10 protein-coding genes, 14 tRNA genes and 3 rRNA genes are annotated in these 18,817 nt (G+C 47.5%); 1 reads left to right on the top strand and 26 read right to left on the bottom strand.

Annotation, left to right across the window (positions count from 1 at the left end; translation table 11 throughout):
• Positions 1-6: 6 nt before the first annotated feature.
• The 26 genes from leuB to ACJROX_RS01625 all read right to left on the bottom strand — a co-directional run bounded on the left by leuB (position 7) and on the right by ACJROX_RS01625 (position 18,546).
• On the bottom strand, positions 7-1,119 hold the full coding sequence (gene leuB, locus ACJROX_RS01750) for a 3-isopropylmalate dehydrogenase (protein ID WP_408009070.1): 1,113 nt from the start codon (positions 1,117-1,119) through the stop codon (positions 7-9).
• A gap of 73 nt (positions 1,120-1,192) precedes the next feature.
• Positions 1,193-2,734, bottom strand: coding sequence for a 2-isopropylmalate synthase (locus tag ACJROX_RS01745; RefSeq protein ID WP_408009069.1), 1,542 nt, complete (start codon positions 2,732-2,734; stop codon positions 1,193-1,195).
• Positions 2,721-3,746: a ketol-acid reductoisomerase gene (ilvC, locus tag ACJROX_RS01740; protein WP_408009068.1), complete on the bottom strand. Its 1,026-nt coding sequence runs from the start codon at positions 3,744-3,746 to the stop codon at positions 2,721-2,723. The genes ACJROX_RS01745 and ilvC overlap by 14 nt, the downstream gene beginning before the upstream one ends.
• Positions 3,747-3,764: 18 nt before the next feature.
• The gene (gene ilvN / locus ACJROX_RS01735; protein ID WP_408009067.1) at positions 3,765-4,289 is read right to left on the bottom strand and encodes an acetolactate synthase small subunit; all 525 of its coding nucleotides are present in this window, start codon (positions 4,287-4,289) and stop codon (positions 3,765-3,767) included.
• Positions 4,286-5,995, bottom strand: a complete 1,710-nt coding sequence (ilvB, locus tag ACJROX_RS01730; RefSeq protein ID WP_408009066.1) for an acetolactate synthase large subunit — start codon at positions 5,993-5,995, stop codon at positions 4,286-4,288. The genes ilvN and ilvB overlap by 4 nt, the downstream gene beginning before the upstream one ends.
• A 465-nt stretch (positions 5,996-6,460) precedes the next feature.
• Entirely contained in the window at positions 6,461-8,128 is a 1,668-nt protein-coding gene (ilvD, locus tag ACJROX_RS01725; protein WP_408009065.1) for a dihydroxy-acid dehydratase, read from the bottom strand.
• Positions 8,129-8,150: 22 nt separating this feature from the next.
• Positions 8,151-9,053 (bottom strand): branched-chain-amino-acid transaminase, encoded by a 903-nt coding sequence (gene ilvE, locus ACJROX_RS01720; protein WP_408009064.1) that lies wholly within the window; start codon positions 9,051-9,053, stop codon positions 8,151-8,153.
• A 524-nt stretch (positions 9,054-9,577) separates the two neighbouring features.
• Positions 9,578-9,653, bottom strand: a tRNA-Asp gene (locus tag ACJROX_RS01715).
• Between the two features lie 158 nt (positions 9,654-9,811).
• Positions 9,812-9,888 (bottom strand) — tRNA-Met (locus tag ACJROX_RS01710).
• Between the two features lie 131 nt (positions 9,889-10,019).
• Positions 10,020-11,156, bottom strand: coding sequence for a trans-sulfuration enzyme family protein (locus ACJROX_RS01705; RefSeq protein WP_408009063.1), 1,137 nt, complete (start codon positions 11,154-11,156; stop codon positions 10,020-10,022).
• 525 nt (positions 11,157-11,681) lie between these two features.
• Positions 11,682-11,797 (bottom strand): 5S ribosomal RNA (rrf, locus tag ACJROX_RS01700).
• 77 nt (positions 11,798-11,874) lie between these two features.
• Positions 11,875-14,809 (bottom strand): 23S ribosomal RNA (locus tag ACJROX_RS01695).
• A gap of 172 nt (positions 14,810-14,981) precedes the next feature.
• Positions 14,982-16,532 (bottom strand): 16S ribosomal RNA (locus ACJROX_RS01690).
• The 16S, 23S and 5S rRNA genes sit together here with 12 tRNA genes alongside, the layout of an rRNA operon.
• Before the next feature lie 155 nt (positions 16,533-16,687).
• Positions 16,688-16,764: transfer RNA gene (locus ACJROX_RS01685), tRNA-Ile, on the bottom strand.
• A 9-nt stretch (positions 16,765-16,773) separates the two neighbouring features.
• Positions 16,774-16,847: transfer RNA gene (locus ACJROX_RS01680), tRNA-Gly, on the bottom strand.
• An 8-nt stretch (positions 16,848-16,855) separates the two neighbouring features.
• Positions 16,856-16,932 (bottom strand) — tRNA-Pro (locus ACJROX_RS01675).
• A 5-nt stretch (positions 16,933-16,937) separates the two neighbouring features.
• Positions 16,938-17,014, bottom strand: a tRNA-Arg gene (locus tag ACJROX_RS01670).
• Positions 17,015-17,040: 26 nt separating this feature from the next.
• Positions 17,041-17,126: transfer RNA gene (locus ACJROX_RS01665), tRNA-Leu, on the bottom strand.
• 66 nt (positions 17,127-17,192) lie between these two features.
• Positions 17,193-17,278: transfer RNA gene (locus ACJROX_RS01660), tRNA-Leu, on the bottom strand.
• 7 nt (positions 17,279-17,285) lie between these two features.
• A tRNA-Lys gene (locus tag ACJROX_RS01655) sits at positions 17,286-17,361 on the bottom strand.
• Positions 17,362-17,365: 4 nt separating this feature from the next.
• Positions 17,366-17,440, bottom strand: a tRNA-Gln gene (locus ACJROX_RS01650).
• A gap of 31 nt (positions 17,441-17,471) precedes the next feature.
• Positions 17,472-17,547, bottom strand: a tRNA-Asp gene (locus ACJROX_RS01645).
• Between the two features lie 62 nt (positions 17,548-17,609).
• Positions 17,610-17,684: transfer RNA gene (locus ACJROX_RS01640), tRNA-Glu, on the bottom strand.
• Positions 17,685-17,708: 24 nt separating this feature from the next.
• Positions 17,709-17,799, bottom strand: a tRNA-Ser gene (locus ACJROX_RS01635).
• 3 nt (positions 17,800-17,802) lie between these two features.
• Positions 17,803-17,877 (bottom strand) — tRNA-Asn (locus ACJROX_RS01630).
• A gap of 210 nt (positions 17,878-18,087) precedes the next feature.
• Complete coding sequence (locus tag ACJROX_RS01625; protein WP_408009062.1) at positions 18,088-18,546, bottom strand: SprT family protein; 459 nt, start codon at positions 18,544-18,546, stop codon at positions 18,088-18,090.
• A 141-nt stretch (positions 18,547-18,687) separates the two neighbouring features.
• Here ACJROX_RS01625 and cmpA point away from each other — a divergent pair, with 141 nt between their 5' ends.
• Positions 18,688-18,801, top strand: a complete 114-nt coding sequence (cmpA, locus tag ACJROX_RS01620) for a cortex morphogenetic protein CmpA (protein ID WP_221569009.1) — start codon at positions 18,688-18,690, stop codon at positions 18,799-18,801.
• Positions 18,802-18,817 lie beyond the last annotated feature (16 nt).

Raw genomic sequence — 18,817 nt, 5'->3', positions numbered from 1 at the left:
TTCTTTTTACAAGTAAGCCGCTAAAATGCCTGAAATGGCGTGATTGGGCTTCAGATGTTCGACGACGAGATCAGTCATCTCTTTCGTTTTCAAAACAGGACCGATTTCTTGACCGCTTAAATCACCTGTCCGGGCACCTGAGCTAAGGACTGCCTCCACAGCGGCTTCGACACTATCTGCCTCTTCTTCCATTCCGAATGAATGTCTCAGCATCATCGCTACGGATAAAATCATCCCCAGTGGGTTTGCCTGGCCTTTACCGGCAATATCAGGTGCTGAACCGTGAACAGGTTCATAAAGTCCAAAGTCGTCTTCTCGCAGACTGGCTGATGGAAGCATGCCCAGTGAACCTGTCAACATGGAGGCTTCATCGCTGAGGATGTCTCCGAACATGTTCTCCGTTACGATGACATCGAAATGCTTCGGCTGATAAATAAGTTTCATCGCTGCTGCATCCACCAGCAGATGCTCTACTTCCACGTCCGGATACTCCGGTGCCATCTGATCGACGACTTCTCGCCACATCCGGCTTGATTCCAGGACATTAGCTTTATCGACTGATGTCAGCTTCTTCCGTCTGCCAGAGGCGATCTCGAATGCCTTCCGGACGACATTTTCGATTTCCTTTTTCTCATATTGGAGGGTATCGACTGCAACTTCCTTATTCTTCCCTCTTCTTTCTCTCGGCTCCCCAAAGTAGAGGCCGCCTGTCAATTCCCTTACGATGATGAAATCGACGCCTTCAACGACGTTGGGTTTCAAGGGCGATGCATCGACTAGCGCTTCAAACGTTTTTACCGGGCGCAGGTTTCCGAATAATCCCAGCTCCTTCCGGATCCCGAGCAACCCTTTCTCTGGCCGGAGTTCGACAGGTACCTCATTCCACTTAGGTCCCCCGACTGCCCCGAGCAAGGCGGCATCGCTTCGTTTACACGCTTCAAGTGTTTCCTTTGGTAGAGGAGTGCCATGATGATCAATGGCAACACCACCAATATCTGCTTGAACAACCTTGAATTGATGTCCATATTGGTCTTCGATAGCTCTTAACACTTCAAGGGCTCCATTCATGACTTCTTGCCCGATTCCATCTCCTGGTAGTACTGCCACTTGCTTTTTCATCATTATCCCTCCATTTTTTAAAAGTTTCAGTTGTTGATCTTAGCGAAATTTTTCTGGAAAATGATTTAATAACTCACACAGTCGCTTTTTTCGTTTCTCGTTGATGCACGTTCCGTACCCTGTTGACTGCATCCAGGTAAGCTCTTGCAGATGCTTCGAGTACGTCCTGGGCGGTACCTCGGCCACTTGATTGGACATCATTGTATTTCACCTGTACATAAACCTCAGCCAATGCGTCTCTTCCTCCACCTACTGAGTGGATCTTGTAATCAAGCAATACGATCGAATCCTCGATAAGCTTTTCAATCGTGTTATAAATCGCTTCGACACTTCCGAACCCGGTTGCCGCCTCCTGGTTGTAGGTACCGTCTGGTTTCACGACAGCGATCGTCGCAGTAGGAATATTATCCATTCCATATTGGACTTGCAAGCTCTTCAACTCGTAAGATGGGACTCCTTCTGCTTCGGTCTGTTTCTCCATAAGAAGAGCGAAAATATCATCGTCAGAGACCTCTTTCTTCTTATCAGCCAAATCCTTGAACATCTGAAATGCTTCGTTCAGCTTTTGGTCTGTCAATTCGAAGCCCATGTCCTTCACCTTGTTTTTAAAGGCGTGTCGTCCGGAATGTTTACCAAGGACGAGACGGTTAGTCTGGACACCGATCAGTTCTGGGCTGATGATTTCGTACGTCGTCTTCTCTTTCAACACACCGTCCTGATGGATGCCTGATTCATGAGCGAAGGCGTTATTACCGACGACGGCTTTGTTTCCAGGTACCTTCATACCAGTGAGCTTGCTGACAAGGTTACTTGTTCGTTTCAATTCATCAAGCTTCAAGCCTGTCTTCGCCCGGTAAAAATCATCTCTGATGTGAAGGGCTACTGCAATCTCCTCAAGCCCTGTGTTTCCGGCTCTTTCACCGATTGCATTAATGGTTCCTTCCACTTGGTCCGCTCCATTTTCGATGGCGGCAAGTGTATTGGCTGTGGCCATCCCCAAATCATTGTGGCAATGGGCGGATAGCTTTACTTTATCTACGTTAGGGACATTTTCCTTGATGAATCGGAACAAACCACCATATTCTTCAGGTGTCATATAACCGACCGTATCGGGAAGGTTGATGACGGTAGCACCTGCATCGATGACTTCCGTAATGATCTTCACCAAGAATTGTTTATCGGAACGGCAAGCATCTTCCGCTGACCATTGGACATGTGTAAAATTCTTTTTCGCATATTTGACGGTTTCCACAGCTTTTTCAAGCACTTGGTCTGTCGTCATTTTCAGCTTGTAGGTCATGTGGATCGGTGAAGTAGCAAGGAACACATGAAGCCTTGGTTCAGCAGATCCTTTCAATGCCTCCCAAGCTGCATCGATGTCTTTTTTATTCGCCCGGGCAAGCCCCGTGACTGAACTGTTTTTCACAGATTCCGCAATCCGCTTAACCGATTGCAGATCCCCTTTTGACGCTGCCGGAAAGCCGGCTTCGATGATATCGACGCCCAGTCGTTCTAATTGATGAGCGATTTCAAGCTTCTCTAGTAGATTCAAATTCACACCAGCTGATTGTTCACCGTCTCTTAGGGTCGTGTCAAAGACATCAATTTTGGCCACTGCTTACCACTTCCTTTTCCTTTTCTTTCTTGATGAATGGCATCAGGTCTCGTAATCTCCTTCCTACTACCTCGATCTGATGATTCTTCTCCCGTTGATTCGTAGCGTTATATACAGGACGGTTCAATTGATTTTCCAAGATCCAGCCCTTCGCGAATTTTCCGGATTGGATATCCTCTAACACGTCCTTCATCCTTGCTTTCGTTTCTTCATTCACTACTCGTGGGCCTGATACGAAGTCACCCCATTGAGCTGTATCGGAAACAGAGAATCGCATTCCCTCGATTCCATCCTCATACATGAGGTCGACGATCAGCTTCAACTCGTGCAGACATTCGAAGTAAGCAACTTCTGGCTGATAGCCTGCTTCTACCAGCGTTTCAAATCCTGCCTTCACGAGAGAGGTGAGCCCTCCGCAAAGGACTGCCTGTTCACCGAACAAGTCGGTTTCCGTTTCTTCCTGGAAGGTCGTTTCTAAAATTCCTGCACGGCCAGCTCCGATTCCTTTTGCATACGCTAATGCTAAACTTTCAGCTACACCACTCACATCTTGATGGACACCGAACAATGCCGGAACACCAGCCCCGCTTTCAAACGTTCTTCTTACGAGATGACCTGGACCTTTTGGTGCAACGAGGAATACATCGACATCTTCCGGTGGGACCACTTGATTGAAATGAACGTTGAATCCGTGTGCGAATGCCAATGCTTTACCTGGTGTAAGCCCTGGCTTGATTTCGTTGTTGTAAACGGCAGGTTGCCATTCATCCGGAAGCAGGACCATGACGACATCCGCTTCTTCACTCGCTTCTCTGACAGATTTGACAGCGAATCCGTCTTTCTCCGCTTGCTCCCAGGACTTCCCTTTACGTAAGCCGACGACAACATCATATCCGCTATCCCTCAAGTTCTGTGCATGTGCGTGACCTTGGGAACCATAACCGATTACAGCGACTTTTCTTCCTTTCAACACATCATTCTTTACATCATCGTTATAATATACTTTGACCATTATCCATCATCCTTTCGATTATTTTAAAAGTGTGTATTGCTTAAGGTCAGTGACTGACTTCTGAAACCCTCTTGTAAATGCGGTAATCCCGGTTCGGGCGAGCTCCTTGATGCCATATGGCCTTAACAGCTCGATGATCGCTTCGATCTTTTCTGTGTCCCCTGTTACTTGGACAGTAAGTGTATCTCTTGACATATCAATGATCAATGCCCGGAACGGTTCGACAATGCCGCTGATTTCGGCTCTCGTCTGTCCGGTTGCGAGTACTTTGATGAGTGCGAGTTCCCGAGCAACGATCGCCTGGTTCGTGATATCGGAAACCTTGAGGACGTCGATCTGCTTGTTCAGCTGTTTCAGGAGCTGTTCAATTTGACGATCATCCTCGACATTGACGACGAAAGTCATTTTCGAAATCCCTTCTGTTTCGGTATGACCGACTGTGATGCTCTCGATGTTGAAATGGCGCTTCGTAAAAAGCCCTGTCACCCGATTCAAGACACCACTTTGGTTCAAAACGGTTGCTGTTACGATTCTTCTCTTCATGGTTTCACCCCGATCATTTCATGGAGCCCTGTTCCTGGTGCTACCATCGGATACACGTTTTCCGCCGCACAGACACGGCAATCGATCAATGCTGGTTCATCGTCATTCAAGACTTCGGACAGCAACGCTTTCGCCTCTTCGAGGGTAGAAACTTTGAATCCTCTAACGCCATATGAATCAGCAAGTTTGATAAAGTCAGGCTGCAGGTTGAAAACAGAGTGTGAATAACGTTGTTCATAAAAGGATTCCTGCCATTGCCTTACCATACCGAGAGTGCCATTGTTGACGATGACGATCTTGACTGGGAGATCCAATTCCCTCAAGAGGATGAGCTCCTCGGATGTCATTTGGAATCCACCGTCGCCGACAATGCTTACGACCCTTTTATCAGGTTCAGCGATTTGGGCTCCGATTGCTGCTGGGAAGCCGAATCCCATCGTTCCCAGTCCTCCGGATGTCACCCATTTATGCGGATCGTTGAAGGCGTAGTATTGGGCCGCCCACATCTGGTGCTGACCGACATCTGTCGTTACGATTGCATCTCCACCTGTCAGCGAGTGGATTTCTGTAATCAGCTTTTGCGGAGAGATTACATCCTCCAACTCTTTGTGCCAGTACGGATATTCCTGTTGATATTGACGTAGGTGAACGAGCCATTCTTCACACATCGAACTTGATCCTTGTTCGTCTGCAAGCTTCTGCAGTGCCGCTTTAGCATCTCCCACGATCGGGATTTGCGTTTCAACGTTCTTTCCGATCTCTGCTGGATCGATATCGATATGAGCCACAATAGCTTCAGGGGCGAATGTTTTCAAATTGCCTGTCAGACGGTCATCGAACCTGGCACCGATATTGACGAGCAGATCACATTCGTATAAAGCCATGTTGGCAGCGTAACAACCATGCATTCCTCCCATTCCGAGAAACAACGGATGATCTGCCGGAAAGCCGCCTAAACCGAGTAGTGTATGAACGACAGGGATATTTTTCGATTCAGCTACCACCCGTAATTGTTCAGATGCTTTTGCATGAAGGATACCAGCTCCTGCTAGAATAACTGGTTTCTTGGCAGATTCGATTGCCTCGTTCAGTTTTTTGATCTGTAATACATTCGGATTTCTCGTCGGTTGGAATCCTGGTAAATGAACCTTCCCACCAAAATTGACTTCAGTCGCTGTTGCTGATACATCTTTCGGAATGTCTACGAGTACTGGTCCTGGCCGGCCATTCGTTGCGATATGAAAAGCTTCTTTCACAATTCTAGGGAGGTCTTTCAAATCACGCACCTGGTAATTGTGTTTTGTGATCGGCATCGTGATGCCTGTCACATCTGCTTCTTGGAAGGCGTCTGTTCCAATTACACCAGAGGCGACCTGCCCTGTAAAAATGACAAGTGGCAGTGAATCCATCATCGCATCTGTTATGCCTGTTATCAGATTTGTCGCACCTGGTCCGGAAGTCGCTAAAACGACTCCGGGCTTTCCTGAAACTCTTGCATACCCTTCAGCTGCATGGATTGCGCCTTGTTCGTGTCGTGCCAAGACATGCCTGATCGGATTTCGATAAAGTGCGTCATAGATTGGTAAAACCGCTCCTCCCGGGTATCCGAAAACGACTTCGACTTTCTCTTGCTTCAAGGCGTGAATCAGAGTCTCGGCACCAGTCAGCCGCTGCTCTTCAGGTTCTGCCTTTACTTTCACCTTCATTTCAATTCTCCTCCCTGAATTTTTTTGATTATGGCGCATAGAAGTGATGCTGGCTTCAGCACCTGGAACATTTTCAGTTCACCTTCGGCGGCGACAGCCTCCTCGGTGACCCTCCAGTAACTTTCAAAGTTTAGTTAAATATAAAAAGCCTTTCCACCCACTACTGCAATGTTTTTTCATTGCGTAAAGGATGAAAAGGCTTTGATCCTCTTCATGGTACCACCTTTGTTCATAGCACCCTTACAGATGCTACCTCAGGGGGCTGACCCAACTCTCTTTTGGGTCGGTCCCGTTTTTTTATAACAGGTAACTTATCGATAAGTTACCCGGCCGCACCTACTAGAACAGTTCAGTGCCACACTCAGAGGGGATGTCGCGGCTGGGAGTATTACCGGCTTCCACCTATACCGGCTCTCTGGGAATACAAGATCCAACCACTTTTACCTCGTCGTCGATTTGATTATATCAAATTTTCATTATTCCACCTGTACTTGCTGATGTAACTAGTTTTGCATATCGGGCTAAATAGCCTTTTTTGATTTTCGGAGGCGGTTGTTCAAAATTTTGCCTGCGCTCCTCTAACTCTTCTTCCGAGATCATCAGGTTGATCGACCGGTTTTCAAGGTCGATGAAGATTGAATCTCCATCTTTCACGAAAGCGATCGGTCCACCTTCTGCCGCTTCGGGTGATATATGACCGACTGAGATGCCTCGGGATGCCCCTGAAAAACGGCCATCAGTAATGAGTGCTACCTTCTTATCCAGTCCTCGCCCCGCAATGGCTGCGGTCGGGGCTAACATTTCAGGCATCCCAGGACCGCCTTTCGGACCTTCATACCGGATGACGACAACATCTCCTTCTTGGACCGTCCCGTCATCGATACCCTGCTGTGCCTCATCCTGGGAGTCAAAGCATACCGCTTTGCCTATGAATGTCCTGATCGATGGGTCGACAGCGCCCACTTTGATGACTCCGCCTTCTGGAGCGATGTTTCCGGTCAATACCGATAACCCGCCGACTTTACTATACGGATTATCCTTTCTTCGGATCACTTTGTCATTTTTGATATCGTAAGCTTCGACAGTTTCATAGAGCGATTTTCCAGTGACGGTTATCCTGTCACGGTTGATCAATCCATCAATTTTACAAAGTTCTTTGATGATTGCGCTTATGCCGCCAGCTTTGTGGACATCATCCATCGTATAATCTGATGCCGGACTGATTTTTGCCAGGTATGGGGTCTTTTCAGCGATTTCATTGATTCGCTTGAAATCATATTCAATCTCTGCTTCATTCGCGATTGCCAGGGTATGAAGGACCGTATTCGTCGAGCCACCCATCGCCATATCGAGTGCGAATGCATCATCAATTGCCTCTTTCGTAATGATGTCTCGCGGTTTGATATCTTTCTTGATCATATCGACAAGATGATGAGCAGCTTCCTTTATTAGTCGATGACGCTCATCGGACGTAGCTACGATCGTTCCGTTGCCCGGTAGCGCTAAGCCGACCATCTCCATCATGGAATTCATCGAGTTTGCTGTGAACATTCCTGAACAGGAACCACATGTCGGACAAGCGTTTTGCTCTATATCCAACAGTTCTTCTGCGGTCATTGTTCCGGATTGGTGAGCACCGACGCCTTCAAAAACGGAAACAAGTGACAATGGTTTGCCCTCTTTCGAAGTTCCGCCTTCCATCGGCCCACCCGAAACGAATACGGAAGGAACATTCGTCCTTGCCGCTGCCATCAACATCCCCGGAGTGATCTTGTCACAGTTGGGAATGTAGAACACCCCATCAAACCAATGGGCATTGATCACGGTCTCAGCTGAATCAGCAATGATCTCCCTGCTTGGTAAGGAATACCTCATTCCGATATGTCCCATTGCGATTCCATCATCTACCCCAATCGTGTTGAACTCGAAGGGAATTCCTCCCGCCTCGCGGATCGCTTCTTTCACGACTTCTGCGAAAACGTTCAAATGCATATGGCCTGGGATGATATCGATATAGGAATTACAAACGCCTATAAACGGTTTTTCAATATCCTTTGTTTTAACTCCCGTGGCACGTAACAGACTTCTGTGCGGTGCCCGGTCTATTCCTTTTTTGATCATATCACTTCGCATCTAATTCACCACCAACTTGCGATTATCCCGCTTGAACCTTTTCGTCTGAGTAAACTTTATATCCATCTTCTGTCACTGTTTTTCTGAACGCTTCTAAAAGCTTATTCGTATATTCACCAGGACGTCCGTCTCCGACCTGTCTTCCGTCGACCTTCACAACACCGATCACTTCTGCAGCTGTTCCAGTCAGGAATACTTCGTCTGCTGTATAGACATCATGTCGGGTAAATACCTCTTCCCGCATTTCAAAGCCTAATAGTTGAGCAATTTCGATAATGGCGTTCCTCGTTATACCTTCTAACGCTCCCACATAGCCAGGCGGCGTTTTGATCACATTCCCTTTGACAATGAAGACATTGTCGGCAGAACCCTCTGCAACATACCCTTGATCGTTGAGCATCAATGCCTCGCTCACACCAGCGAGATTGGCTTCGATTTTAACAAGGATATTATTCAGATAGTTCAACGATTTCACTTTTGGCGATAATACATCCGCACGGTTTCTCCTGCTTGCGACCGTTGCGATTTCAATTCCAGCCTCATACAGCTTTTTCGGGAACAGAGCAAGCTGTTCCGCAATGACGATGATTTGAGGGTCTCTGCATGAACTTGGATCAAGCCCCAGGTTTCCGACTCCTCTTGATACGACTACACGTATATATGCATTACGTAAATCATTCCGCCTTAATGTTTCAGCGATGATTTTCGTTAGTTCGTCTTTACTTTTCGGGATGTCAAGCATGATTGATTTCGCCGAGTCATAAAGGCGATCAACATGTTCTTTCAGGCGAAATACGTTGCCATCATACATTCTAATTCCTTCGAACACCCCATCTCCGTATAAAAATCCGTGGTCATACACAGATACAACAGCCTCATTCTTGTTAACAAAATGGCCGTTCAGGTAAATCCATTGTTCGCTCATGTCGATCGCTCCTTTCACATCATTTTTTCTAGCTTTGAAATATGGTTACAAGCCCTCTCTGACGGGGAATGAAGTTTTGTCAGAAAATTATGTTGATGACAATATTACTCCGGTGTTTTCAAAAGGTCAACCTTATTTTTTGATAATTTAGACTTATCAGGTTATTAGGAAACGCTTACATTCCATTGATATAAGGGTTTTCAGGGATTTAAAAAATTTTTTTGGGAAGTGTTTAAAGGGTAAAATAAACAGCATTTTGGAGGGAATCGTTTCCAAATAAAAGCGGCAATGAAAGTGATTGTCCTTAAGTTGCGGGGTGTCCATAGGGAGAAAGGAGTGAACGCTGAACGTTTCGACATAAAAAAAGACCCTGTTAAGGATCTTCGGAATTTGTGACAAATTATCAACTTTATTTTCGGGAAAGAAAACAGTAAATAAGCTTTATTTTGTTTTTATGTTTTCGATATATGGCATAGCTCCATTTTACGAAAATAAAAAAACACGAAACCTTTGTTTCATGTTAATGGCGGACCCGACCGGATTCGAACCGGCGATCTCCTGCGTGACAGGCAGGCATGTTAACCCCTACACCACGGGTCCAGATATGTATTGGTTTTTATTTGCACCATAACACCACGAGTTAAAACTAACTATGATGATTATTCGACGTAGTGAATTTTATTTTGGTTGCACCCCTCCGGGTACTCCATATATTCATTGAAAGTAAGATAAATCGACGTAGTACAATGAACTTAATTTGGTTGCGGGGATAGGATTTGAACCTACGACCTTCGGGTTATGAGCCCGACGAGCTACCAGACTGCTCCACCCCGCGACGATATATAAGTGGTTTCCTTTTCAACCGGACAATAACTAATATAACATGTATTATTCACTAGTGCAAGCCTATTTTTAATTTTTTATTAATAAGGAAAGTACTGCCAAAAAGCAGCACTTCCCGTCAATTTAAGATAAAGCCTTCCGGAACGTATCCTCAATATCTTGATAATCTTCAATACCTACTGAAATACGGATCAATTGTTTGGTTATCCCTAAACGCTCTTGATCAGAGGCTGGTAAAGCTCGGTGTGATGTACCAATCGGATATGATACAGTCGTTTCTACTCCTGCCAAAGTTGGAACTACACCGATCCAATCTAGCTTTTCACAAAAAAGGTTCGGATCGATCTCTTCGTTTAAAACAATCGATACAATCGCTCCATTCCCTTTATCAGATGCTTGCTTAGGATAATAAACCTTTTCTACACCAGCATGTTCTGTTAAAAAGCTCGCCAGCTTCTGAGCATTCGTCGTATGCCTTTCCATCCGGACACTTAATGTCTTTAACCCACGACATGTCAACCACGCTTCAAATGGACTGAGATTGCTCCCTAAATTCATCACTTTGCTTTTGGCTTTTTCGACAAGAGCGGCATCACCGACAACTACACCCGCTGTGATATCTGAATGTCCTCCGATGTACTTCGTCGCACTGTGAACGACAAGGTTAACTCCCTTTAGATATGGTTGAAGGAGATATGGTGTGGCAAACGTGTTATCAATCATCGTATGGACATTTGTATCTTCAGCAATATTAACGATTAAATCTATATTCTCCACCCGTAAAAATGGATTTGTAATTGATTCAGAGTAAAGTAAAACCGTGTTGGACTTCATAGCTGAACGAATGCTCTCTTCACTCTCAAAAGAGGCGAAAGAGACTTCAATACCTAAAGAAGGTAATTCTTTTGCCAATAGCTGATAGGTGCCGCCGTATAGATCTTCGCAAGCGACGATGTGAGATCCATTTTTAGCAACAGAAAGGATGCCTGCTAAAATTGCTGAAATTCCTGATGAAGTCGCTATGCCATTCGGTGCTCCTTCTAACTGTGCGACTCCTGTTCCCAGGTCGTCTGTATTTGGATTACTTACTCTCGAATACATATGAGGTGATTTACCTTCAAAATAACCTTCCAGCTCATTAAGGTTTTTAAATTTAAAAGCCGACGTTTGATAGATCGGTTGCGCTTTGCTGGTAGATTCTGACTTAATCCTTTTATGAAAATGTACAGCCTTTGAATCAAAACGTAAATTATTATTCAATTCTATCGCCTCCATCTACAAACCAATATAACACGAACGAAACCACCCCGAAAAACCATACAACTTGGTATATTTTCTCACTATGTATATTGGGAACCACATTGGACTGCTGTCTGGTTCGATTAAACACGTCGGAAATGAACATATTCGAGCCGAAATTCTGATTATCACGCCGTTTAGACGATATTCATGCCGACTTTTGAATAATCAATAAGAAAGAGCATTCTGTTACTATTCTTGTGAACCGACGACTTCCTACTTTCATAGAAGGAAGTCCCCAATTACCATTGTGCTCGAGCTTATCGGCCATTTTCTTAGTTAGTATGGTTTTTGAGTTCGTCATTTCACGATTTTCGAGTTTTCACTGTCTGAGTCCCTCTTTGAGGACCTCGTTTTGGCTTTTTCTCGATTTCAGGGTGCCAAAACCCTCTAAATTCCTTTTGCAATCTCTAAAACGAAAAGGTTCGAACCCTAATTTCACCCTTTATATACAAAAAAAAGCAGTCTCCCGACTACTCTTGTGGTGCCCGGCGACGTCCTACTCTCACAGGGGGAAGCCCCCAATTACCATTGGCGCTGAAGAGCTTAACTTCCGTGTTCGGCATGGGAACGGGTGTGACCTCTTCGCCTTCGTCACCAGACTGTATGAAATTCAAGGGATACTGTTCCCTCAAAACTAGATAACGGTTCTTGAAAACATCGTCGATATTTAAGTGAAGTGGTTAAGTCCTCGATCGATTAGTATCTGTCAGCTCCACGTGTCACCACGCTTCCACACCAGACCTATCAACCTCATCATCTCTGAGGGATCTTACTCGCTTGACGCGATGGGAAATCTCATCTTGAGGGGGGCTTCATGCTTAGATGCTTTCAGCACTTATCCCGTCCACACGTAGCTACCCAGCTATGCTCCTGGCGGAACAACTGGTACACCAGCGGTGTGTCCATCCCGGTCCTCTCGTACTAAGGACAGCTCCTCTCAAATTTCCTGCGCCCGCGACGGATAGGGACCGAACTGTCTCACGACGTTCTGAACCCAGCTCGCGTACCGCTTTAATGGGCGAACAGCCCAACCCTTGGGACCTACTTCAGCCCCAGGATGCGATGAGCCGACATCGAGGTGCCAAACCTCCCCGTCGATGTGGACTCTTGGGGGAGATAAGCCTGTTATCCCCAGGGTAGCTTTTATCCGTTGAGCGATGGCCCTTCCATGCGGAACCACCGGATCACTAAGCCCGACTTTCGTCCCTGCTCGACTTGTAGGTCTCGCAGTCAAGCTCCCTTGTGCCTTTACACTCTGCGAATGATTTCCAACCATTCTGAGGGAACCTTTGGGCGCCTCCGTTACACTTTAGGAGGCGACCGCCCCAGTCAAACTGCCCACCTGACACTGTCTCCGGACCGGATCACGGTCCTGGGTTAGAATTTCAATACCGTCAGGGTAGTATCCCACCGACGCCTCCACCGAACCTGGCGGTCCGGCTTCTCTGGCTCCTACCTATCCTGTACAAACGATACCAAAATCCAATATCAGGCTACAGTAAAGCTCCATGGGGTCTTTCCGTCCTGTCGCGGGTAACCTGCATCTTCACAGGTACTATAATTTCACCGGGTCTCTCGTTGAGACAGTATCCAAGTCGTTGCACCTTTCGTGCGGGTCGGAACTTACCCGACAAGGAATTTCGCTACCTTAGGACCGTTATAGTTACGGCCGCCGTTTACTGGGGCTTCGATTCAGAGCTTCTCCTAATGGATAACCCCTCCTCTTAACCTTCCAGCACCGGGCAGGTGTCAGCCCCTATACTTCGCCTTACGGCTTCGCAGAGACCTGTGTTTTTGCTAAACAGTCGCTTGGATCTTTTCACTGCGGCTCTCTCGGGCTTGCACCCTATCAGAGCACCCCTTCTCCCGAAGTTACGGGGTCATTTTGCCGAGTTCCTTAACGAGAGTTCTCCCGAGCATCTTAGGATTCTCTCCTCGCCTACCTGTGTCGGTTTACGGTACGGGCACCTCTTTCCTCGCTAGAGGCTTTTCTTGGCAGTGTAGGATCAGGGACTTCGGTACTCTAGTTCCCTCGCCATCACAGCTCCGCCGTATGGTGGACGGATTTGCCTATCCACCGGCCTGACTGCTTGGACGCGCATATCCATCAGCGCGCTCTCCCTACCTTCCTGCGTCCCCCCGTTGCTCAAACGGAAAGGAGGTGGTACAGGAATATCAACCTGTTGGCCATCGCCTACGCCTTTCGGCCTCGGCTTAGGTCCCGACTAACCCTGAGCGGACGAGCCTTCCTCAGGAAACCTTGGGCTTTCGATGGAGAAGATTCTCACTTCTCTTTTCGCTACTCATACCGGCATTCTCACTTCAAAGCGCTCCACGAGTCCTTCCGGTCTCGCTTCTCAGCCCTTCGAACGCTCCCCTACCACTGTACCGTTAGGTACAATCCATAGCTTCGGTGATACGTTTAGCCCCGGTACATTTTCGGCGCAGAGTCACTCGACCAGTGAGCTATTACGCACTCTTTAAATGGTGGCTGCTTCTAAGCCAACATCCTGGTTGTCTGGGCAACTCCACATCCTTTTCCACTTAACGTATACTTGGGGACCTTAGCTGATGGTCTGGGCTGTTTCCCTCTCGACTACGGATCTTATCACTCGCAGTCTGACTCCCGTGGACAAGTTCCTGGCATTCGGAGTTTGACTGAATTCGGTAATCCTGTGGGGACCCCTAGTCCAATCAGTGCTCTACCTCCAGAACTCTCACCACGAGGCTAGCCCTAAAGCTATTTCGGGGAGAACCAGCTATCTCCGAGTTCGATTGGCATTTCACCCCTACCCACACCTCATCCCCGCACTTTTCAACGTGCGTGGGTTCGGGCCTCCATTCAGTGTTACCTGAACTTCACCCTGGACATGGGTAGATCACTCGGTTTCGGGTCTACGACAACGTACTCATGCGCCCTGTTCAGACTCGCTTTCGCTGCGGCTCCGTCTCTGCGACTTAACCTTGCACGTTATCGTAACTCGCCGGTTCATTCTACAAAAGGCACGCCGTCACCCGTTAATGGGCTCCGACTACTTGTAGGCACACGGTTTCAGGATCTCTTTCACTCCCCTTCCGGGGTGCTTTTCACCTTTCCCTCACGGTACTGGTTCACTATCGGTCACTAGGGAGTATTTAGCCTTGGGAGATGGTCCTCCCAGCTTCCGACGGGGTTTCACGTGTCCCGCCGTACTCAGGATCCACTCTGGAGGGAACGACGTTTTGGCTACAGGGCTGTTACCTCCTCTGGCGGGCCTTTCCAGACCGCTTCGCCTACGCCGTTCCTTTCTTACTCCGTATAGAGTGTCCTACAACCCCAAGAGGCAAGCCTCTTGGTTTGGGCTGTTTCCGTTTCGCTCGCCGCTACTCAGGAAATCGCGATTGCTTTCTCTTCCTCTGGGTACTAAGATGTTTCAGTTCCCCAGGTCTGCCTTCTCATACCCTATGAATTCAGGTATGGATCCTACCCCATTACGGGCAGTGGGTTCCCCCATTCGGAAATCCCCGGATCAAAGCTTACTTACAGCTCCCCGAGGCATATCGGTGTTCGTCCCGTCCTTCTTCGGCTCCTAGTGCCAAGGCATCCACCGTGCGCCCTTCATAACTTAACCACGTTATGAATGAACTTACACTTCTTACTTGTCATTAAATGACGTTTTCGATGTCTTGTTTTCAAGAATTTCATTATCTAGTTTTCAAGGAACAATGTATTGAAAGAGAATGAGCTCTTTCAAAACTAAACAAAAGCCAAAGCGTGTTCCATGTCCATAAAGGACTCCTTAGAAAGGAGGTGATCCAGCCGCACCTTCCGATACGGCTACCTTGTTACGACTTCACCCCAATCATCTGTCCCACCTTCGGCGGCTGGTTCCAAAAGGTTACCTCACCGACTTCGGGTGTTACAAACTCTCGTGGTGTGACGGGCGGTGTGTACAAGGCCCGGGAACGTATTCACCGCGGCATGCTGATCCGCGATTACTAGCAATTCCGGCTTCATGCAGGCGAGTTGCAGCCTGCAATCCGAACTGAGAATGGCTTTATGGGATTCGCTCAACCTCGCGGTTTTGCTGCCCTTTGTACCATCCATTGTAGCACGTGTGTAGCCCAGGTCATAAGGGGCATGATGATTTGACGTCGTCCCCACCTTCCTCCGGTTTGTCACCGGCAGTCACCTTAGAGTGCCCAACTGAATGCTGGCAACTAAGATCAAGGGTTGCGCTCGTTGCGGGACTTAACCCAACATCTCACGACACGAGCTGACGACAACCATGCACCACCTGTCACTTCGTCCCCCGAAGGGGAACCTTCCATCTCTGGAAGTAGCGAAGGATGTCAAGACCTGGTAAGGTTCTTCGCGTTGCTTCGAATTAAACCACATGCTCCACTGCTTGTGCGGGCCCCCGTCAATTCCTTTGAGTTTCAACCTTGCGGTCGTACTCCCCAGGCGGAGTGCTTAATGTGTTAACGTCAGCACTGAGGGTGGAACCCCCCAACACCTAGCACTCATCGTTTACGGCGTGGACTACCAGGGTATCTAATCCTGTTTGCTCCCCACGCTTTCGCGCCTCAGCGTCAGTTACTGGCCAGAGAGCCGCCTTCGCCACTGGTGTTCCTCCATATATCTACGCATTTCACCGCTACACATGGAATTCCACTCTCCTCTCCAGTACTCAAGTCCCCCAGTTTCCAATGACCCTCCACGGTTGAGCCGTGGGCTTTCACATCAGACTTAAGAGACCGCCTGCGCGCGCTTTACGCCCAATAATTCCGGACAACGCTTGCCACCTACGTATTACCGCGGCTGCTGGCACGTAGTTAGCCGTGGCTTTCTGGTTAGGTACCGTCAAGGTACCGCCCTGTTCGAACGGTACTTGTTCTTCCCTAACAACAGAGCTTTACGACCCGAAGGCCTTCCTCACTCACGCGGCGTTGCTCGGTCAGACTTTCGTCCATTGCCGAAGATTCCCTACTGCTGCCTCCCGTAGGAGTCTGGGCCGTGTCTCAGTCCCAGTGTGGCCGATCACCCTCTCAGGTCGGCTACGCATCGTCGCCTTGGTGAGCCCTTACCTCACCAACTAGCTAATGCGCCGCGGGCCCATCTGTAAGTGATAGCCGAAGCCATCTTTTAATCCTCCTCTATGCAGAGGAGAATGTTATCCGGTATTAGCCCCGGTTTCCCGGAGTTATCCCAGTCTTACAGGCAGGTTGCCCACGTGTTACTCACCCGTCCGCCGCTGACCTCTGAGGAGCAAGCTCCTCGTTGGTCCGCTCGACTTGCATGTATTAGGCACGCCGCCAGCGTTCGTCCTGAGCCAGGATCAAACTCTCCAATAAAGTGTTTGATTGCTCATTAAATGTAAATCGAAATTGATTCAGGGTTCTTATAAAAGACCCGTTTCACGCTTGGCTTTTGTTCAGTTTTCAAAGAGCTGGTTTGCTTCGTTTTGAGAGTTGCATTTGAAAGAAACTCTATTCGAAGGAATTGTTAATGGTGGGCCTAAGTGGACTCGAACCACCGACCTCACGCTTATCAGGCGTGCGCTCTAACCAGCTGAGCTATAGGCCCATAATAGAATGGAGCGGGTGATGAGAATCGAACTCACGACCAGAGCTTGGAAGGCTCTTGTTTTACCACTAAACTACACCCGCAAATGTGATGGTCGGGAAGACAGGATTTGAACCTGCGACCCCCTGGTCCCAAACCAGGTGCTCTACCAAGCTGAGCCACTTCCCGTTATATGGCGCGCCCGAGAGGAGTCGAACCCCTAACCTTCTGATCCGTAGTCAGACGCTCTATCCAATTGAGCTACGGGCGCATTGATTAATGTTTTGAAGTTGATTATGGTGCGGTCGAGAGGACTCGAACCTCCACGGGTATACACCCACTAGCCCCTCAAGCTAGCGCGTCTGCCATTCCGCCACGACCGCTAAATTGTTGATGTTTAAAACTAGTGATGCACCTTCCATATAAGACGTTGCACCATTTTTAAAATATGGTGCGGGTGGAGGGACTTGAACCCCCACGTCGCAAGGACACTAGATCCTAAGTCTAGCGCGTCTGCCAATTCCGCCACACCCGCAAAAAAGTGGTGAGCCATGAAGGACTCGAACCTTCGACCCTCTGATTAAAAGTCAGATGCTCTACCGACTGAGCTAATGGCTCATTATGGCTGGGCTAGCTGGATTCGAACCAACGCATGACGGAGTCAAAGTCCGTTGCCTTACCGCTTGGCTATAGCCCATCGCATAACAATACAAGTTTTAATTTATAAATGGCGGACCCGACCGGATTCGAACCGGCGATCTCCTGCGTGACAGGCAGGCATGTTAACCCCTACACCACGGGTCCACTTGGCAAATCATCAGTGGTGCACATCGCGTTGCACCAACTTAATTTATATATGACGTAAATGGTGACCCCTACGGGATTCGAACCCGTGTTACCGCCGTGAAAGGGCGGTGTCTTAACCACTTGACCAAGGGGCCAACTACAAAGTTTAAGTATTGAAATGGCGGAGAAGGAGGGATTTGAACCCTCGCGCCGCTTACACGACCTACACCCTTAGCAGGGGCGCCCCTTCAGCCACTTGGGTACTTCTCCGTATGGCTCCACAGGCAGGACTCGAACCTGCGACCGATCGGTTAACAGCCGATAGCTCTACCACTGAGCTACTGTGGAATAATGTGTGTTTCTGTTTTTTAGCGACAATAAATATCTTATCACACACAAACGATGAAGTCAATAACTTTTTTGCTTTAAAAATTAATTATGTTTTGCACTCTCAGCCTTCACCAAGGTTTGGCTTTGCCAAGTTTTCTTTAAGTGACTTTGTCGTATTTAAGAGGTTGTCTCTATAGCGACTTAATTAAAGTAACATAATCATATTTGTTAGTCAATACTTTTTCGCTTCAACTTTCCTCTGCATTTTCCACAGGAAAACTTGCGAGTATCCACTCTTCGTTTTCTGGGATATTGATGGCCGCATTTATTACATAAATAGATGTATTTGATCTTTTCTTGTCTCCTCTGACCAGGGATCACCTCGCAATACCGGCTGCCGCCGACTTCTTTCAATAACTGTTTGAAATCACGATCGCGGTGCTTATAGCCTTTTTTCATCAGATGAAGATGATAATGGCAGAGCTCATGCTTGATGATTCCGATGAAAGCTTCCATCCCATGGACTTCAAGCTGCTTCCGGTTGAATTCAAGATCATGGCTTCTCAACAGATATCTTCCACCTGTCGTTTTAAGTCGATTATTGAATCGCGCTGTATGCTTAAAGGGCCTGCCGAAAAATTCAATTGATATATCTTCAACTAATCGTTGTAGTGTATTTTCTTCCATTACTTTCAATCCTTTTCGTTACTTCCCTTCTATTTTGCCAAAGGTTCAGCTAAATGAAAAGTAAACAGTATGACACGAACAAAGGCAAGCAGTCACACATAGACTAATAACCACCATTAAGGAAAGTGAGGAGGGCTCATCGTGCCTTACTGGTTTAAAAAGCAGTTAAGGAATGCTTATTTTAATAAAGACCGATACCAAATCAAATTATTGAACCAATGTTGGTTTTTCTACAGAAAAAAACACTGCTCCTAGTAAGCAGTGCTTTTTG

Source organism: Pseudalkalibacillus sp. A8, assembly GCF_045920555.1.
Lineage (GTDB): Bacteria > Bacillota > Bacilli > Bacillales > Fictibacillaceae > Pseudalkalibacillus.
This window is presented reverse-complemented; position numbering and strand designations above follow the sequence as displayed.

What these genes read in the sequence shown, in the direction of transcription:
- ilvB (WP_408009066.1), bottom strand. Translation starts at nt 5,995, where the DNA reads ATGAAGGTGAAAGTAAAGGCAGAACCTGAAGAGCAGCGGCTGACTGGT.
- leuB (WP_408009070.1), bottom strand. Translation starts at nt 1,119, where the DNA reads ATGAAAAAGCAAGTGGCAGTACTACCAGGAGATGGAATCGGGCAAGAA.
- ACJROX_RS01625 (WP_408009062.1), bottom strand. Translation starts at nt 18,546, where the DNA reads ATGGAAGAAAATACACTACAACGATTAGTTGAAGATATATCAATTGAA.
- ilvN (WP_408009067.1), bottom strand. Translation starts at nt 4,289, where the DNA reads ATGAAGAGAAGAATCGTAACAGCAACCGTTTTGAACCAAAGTGGTGTC.
- ilvD (WP_408009065.1), bottom strand. Translation starts at nt 8,128, where the DNA reads ATGCGAAGTGATATGATCAAAAAAGGAATAGACCGGGCACCGCACAGA.
- ilvE (WP_408009064.1), bottom strand. Translation starts at nt 9,053, where the DNA reads ATGAGCGAACAATGGATTTACCTGAACGGCCATTTTGTTAACAAGAAT.
- ilvC (WP_408009068.1), bottom strand. Translation starts at nt 3,746, where the DNA reads ATGGTCAAAGTATATTATAACGATGATGTAAAGAATGATGTGTTGAAA.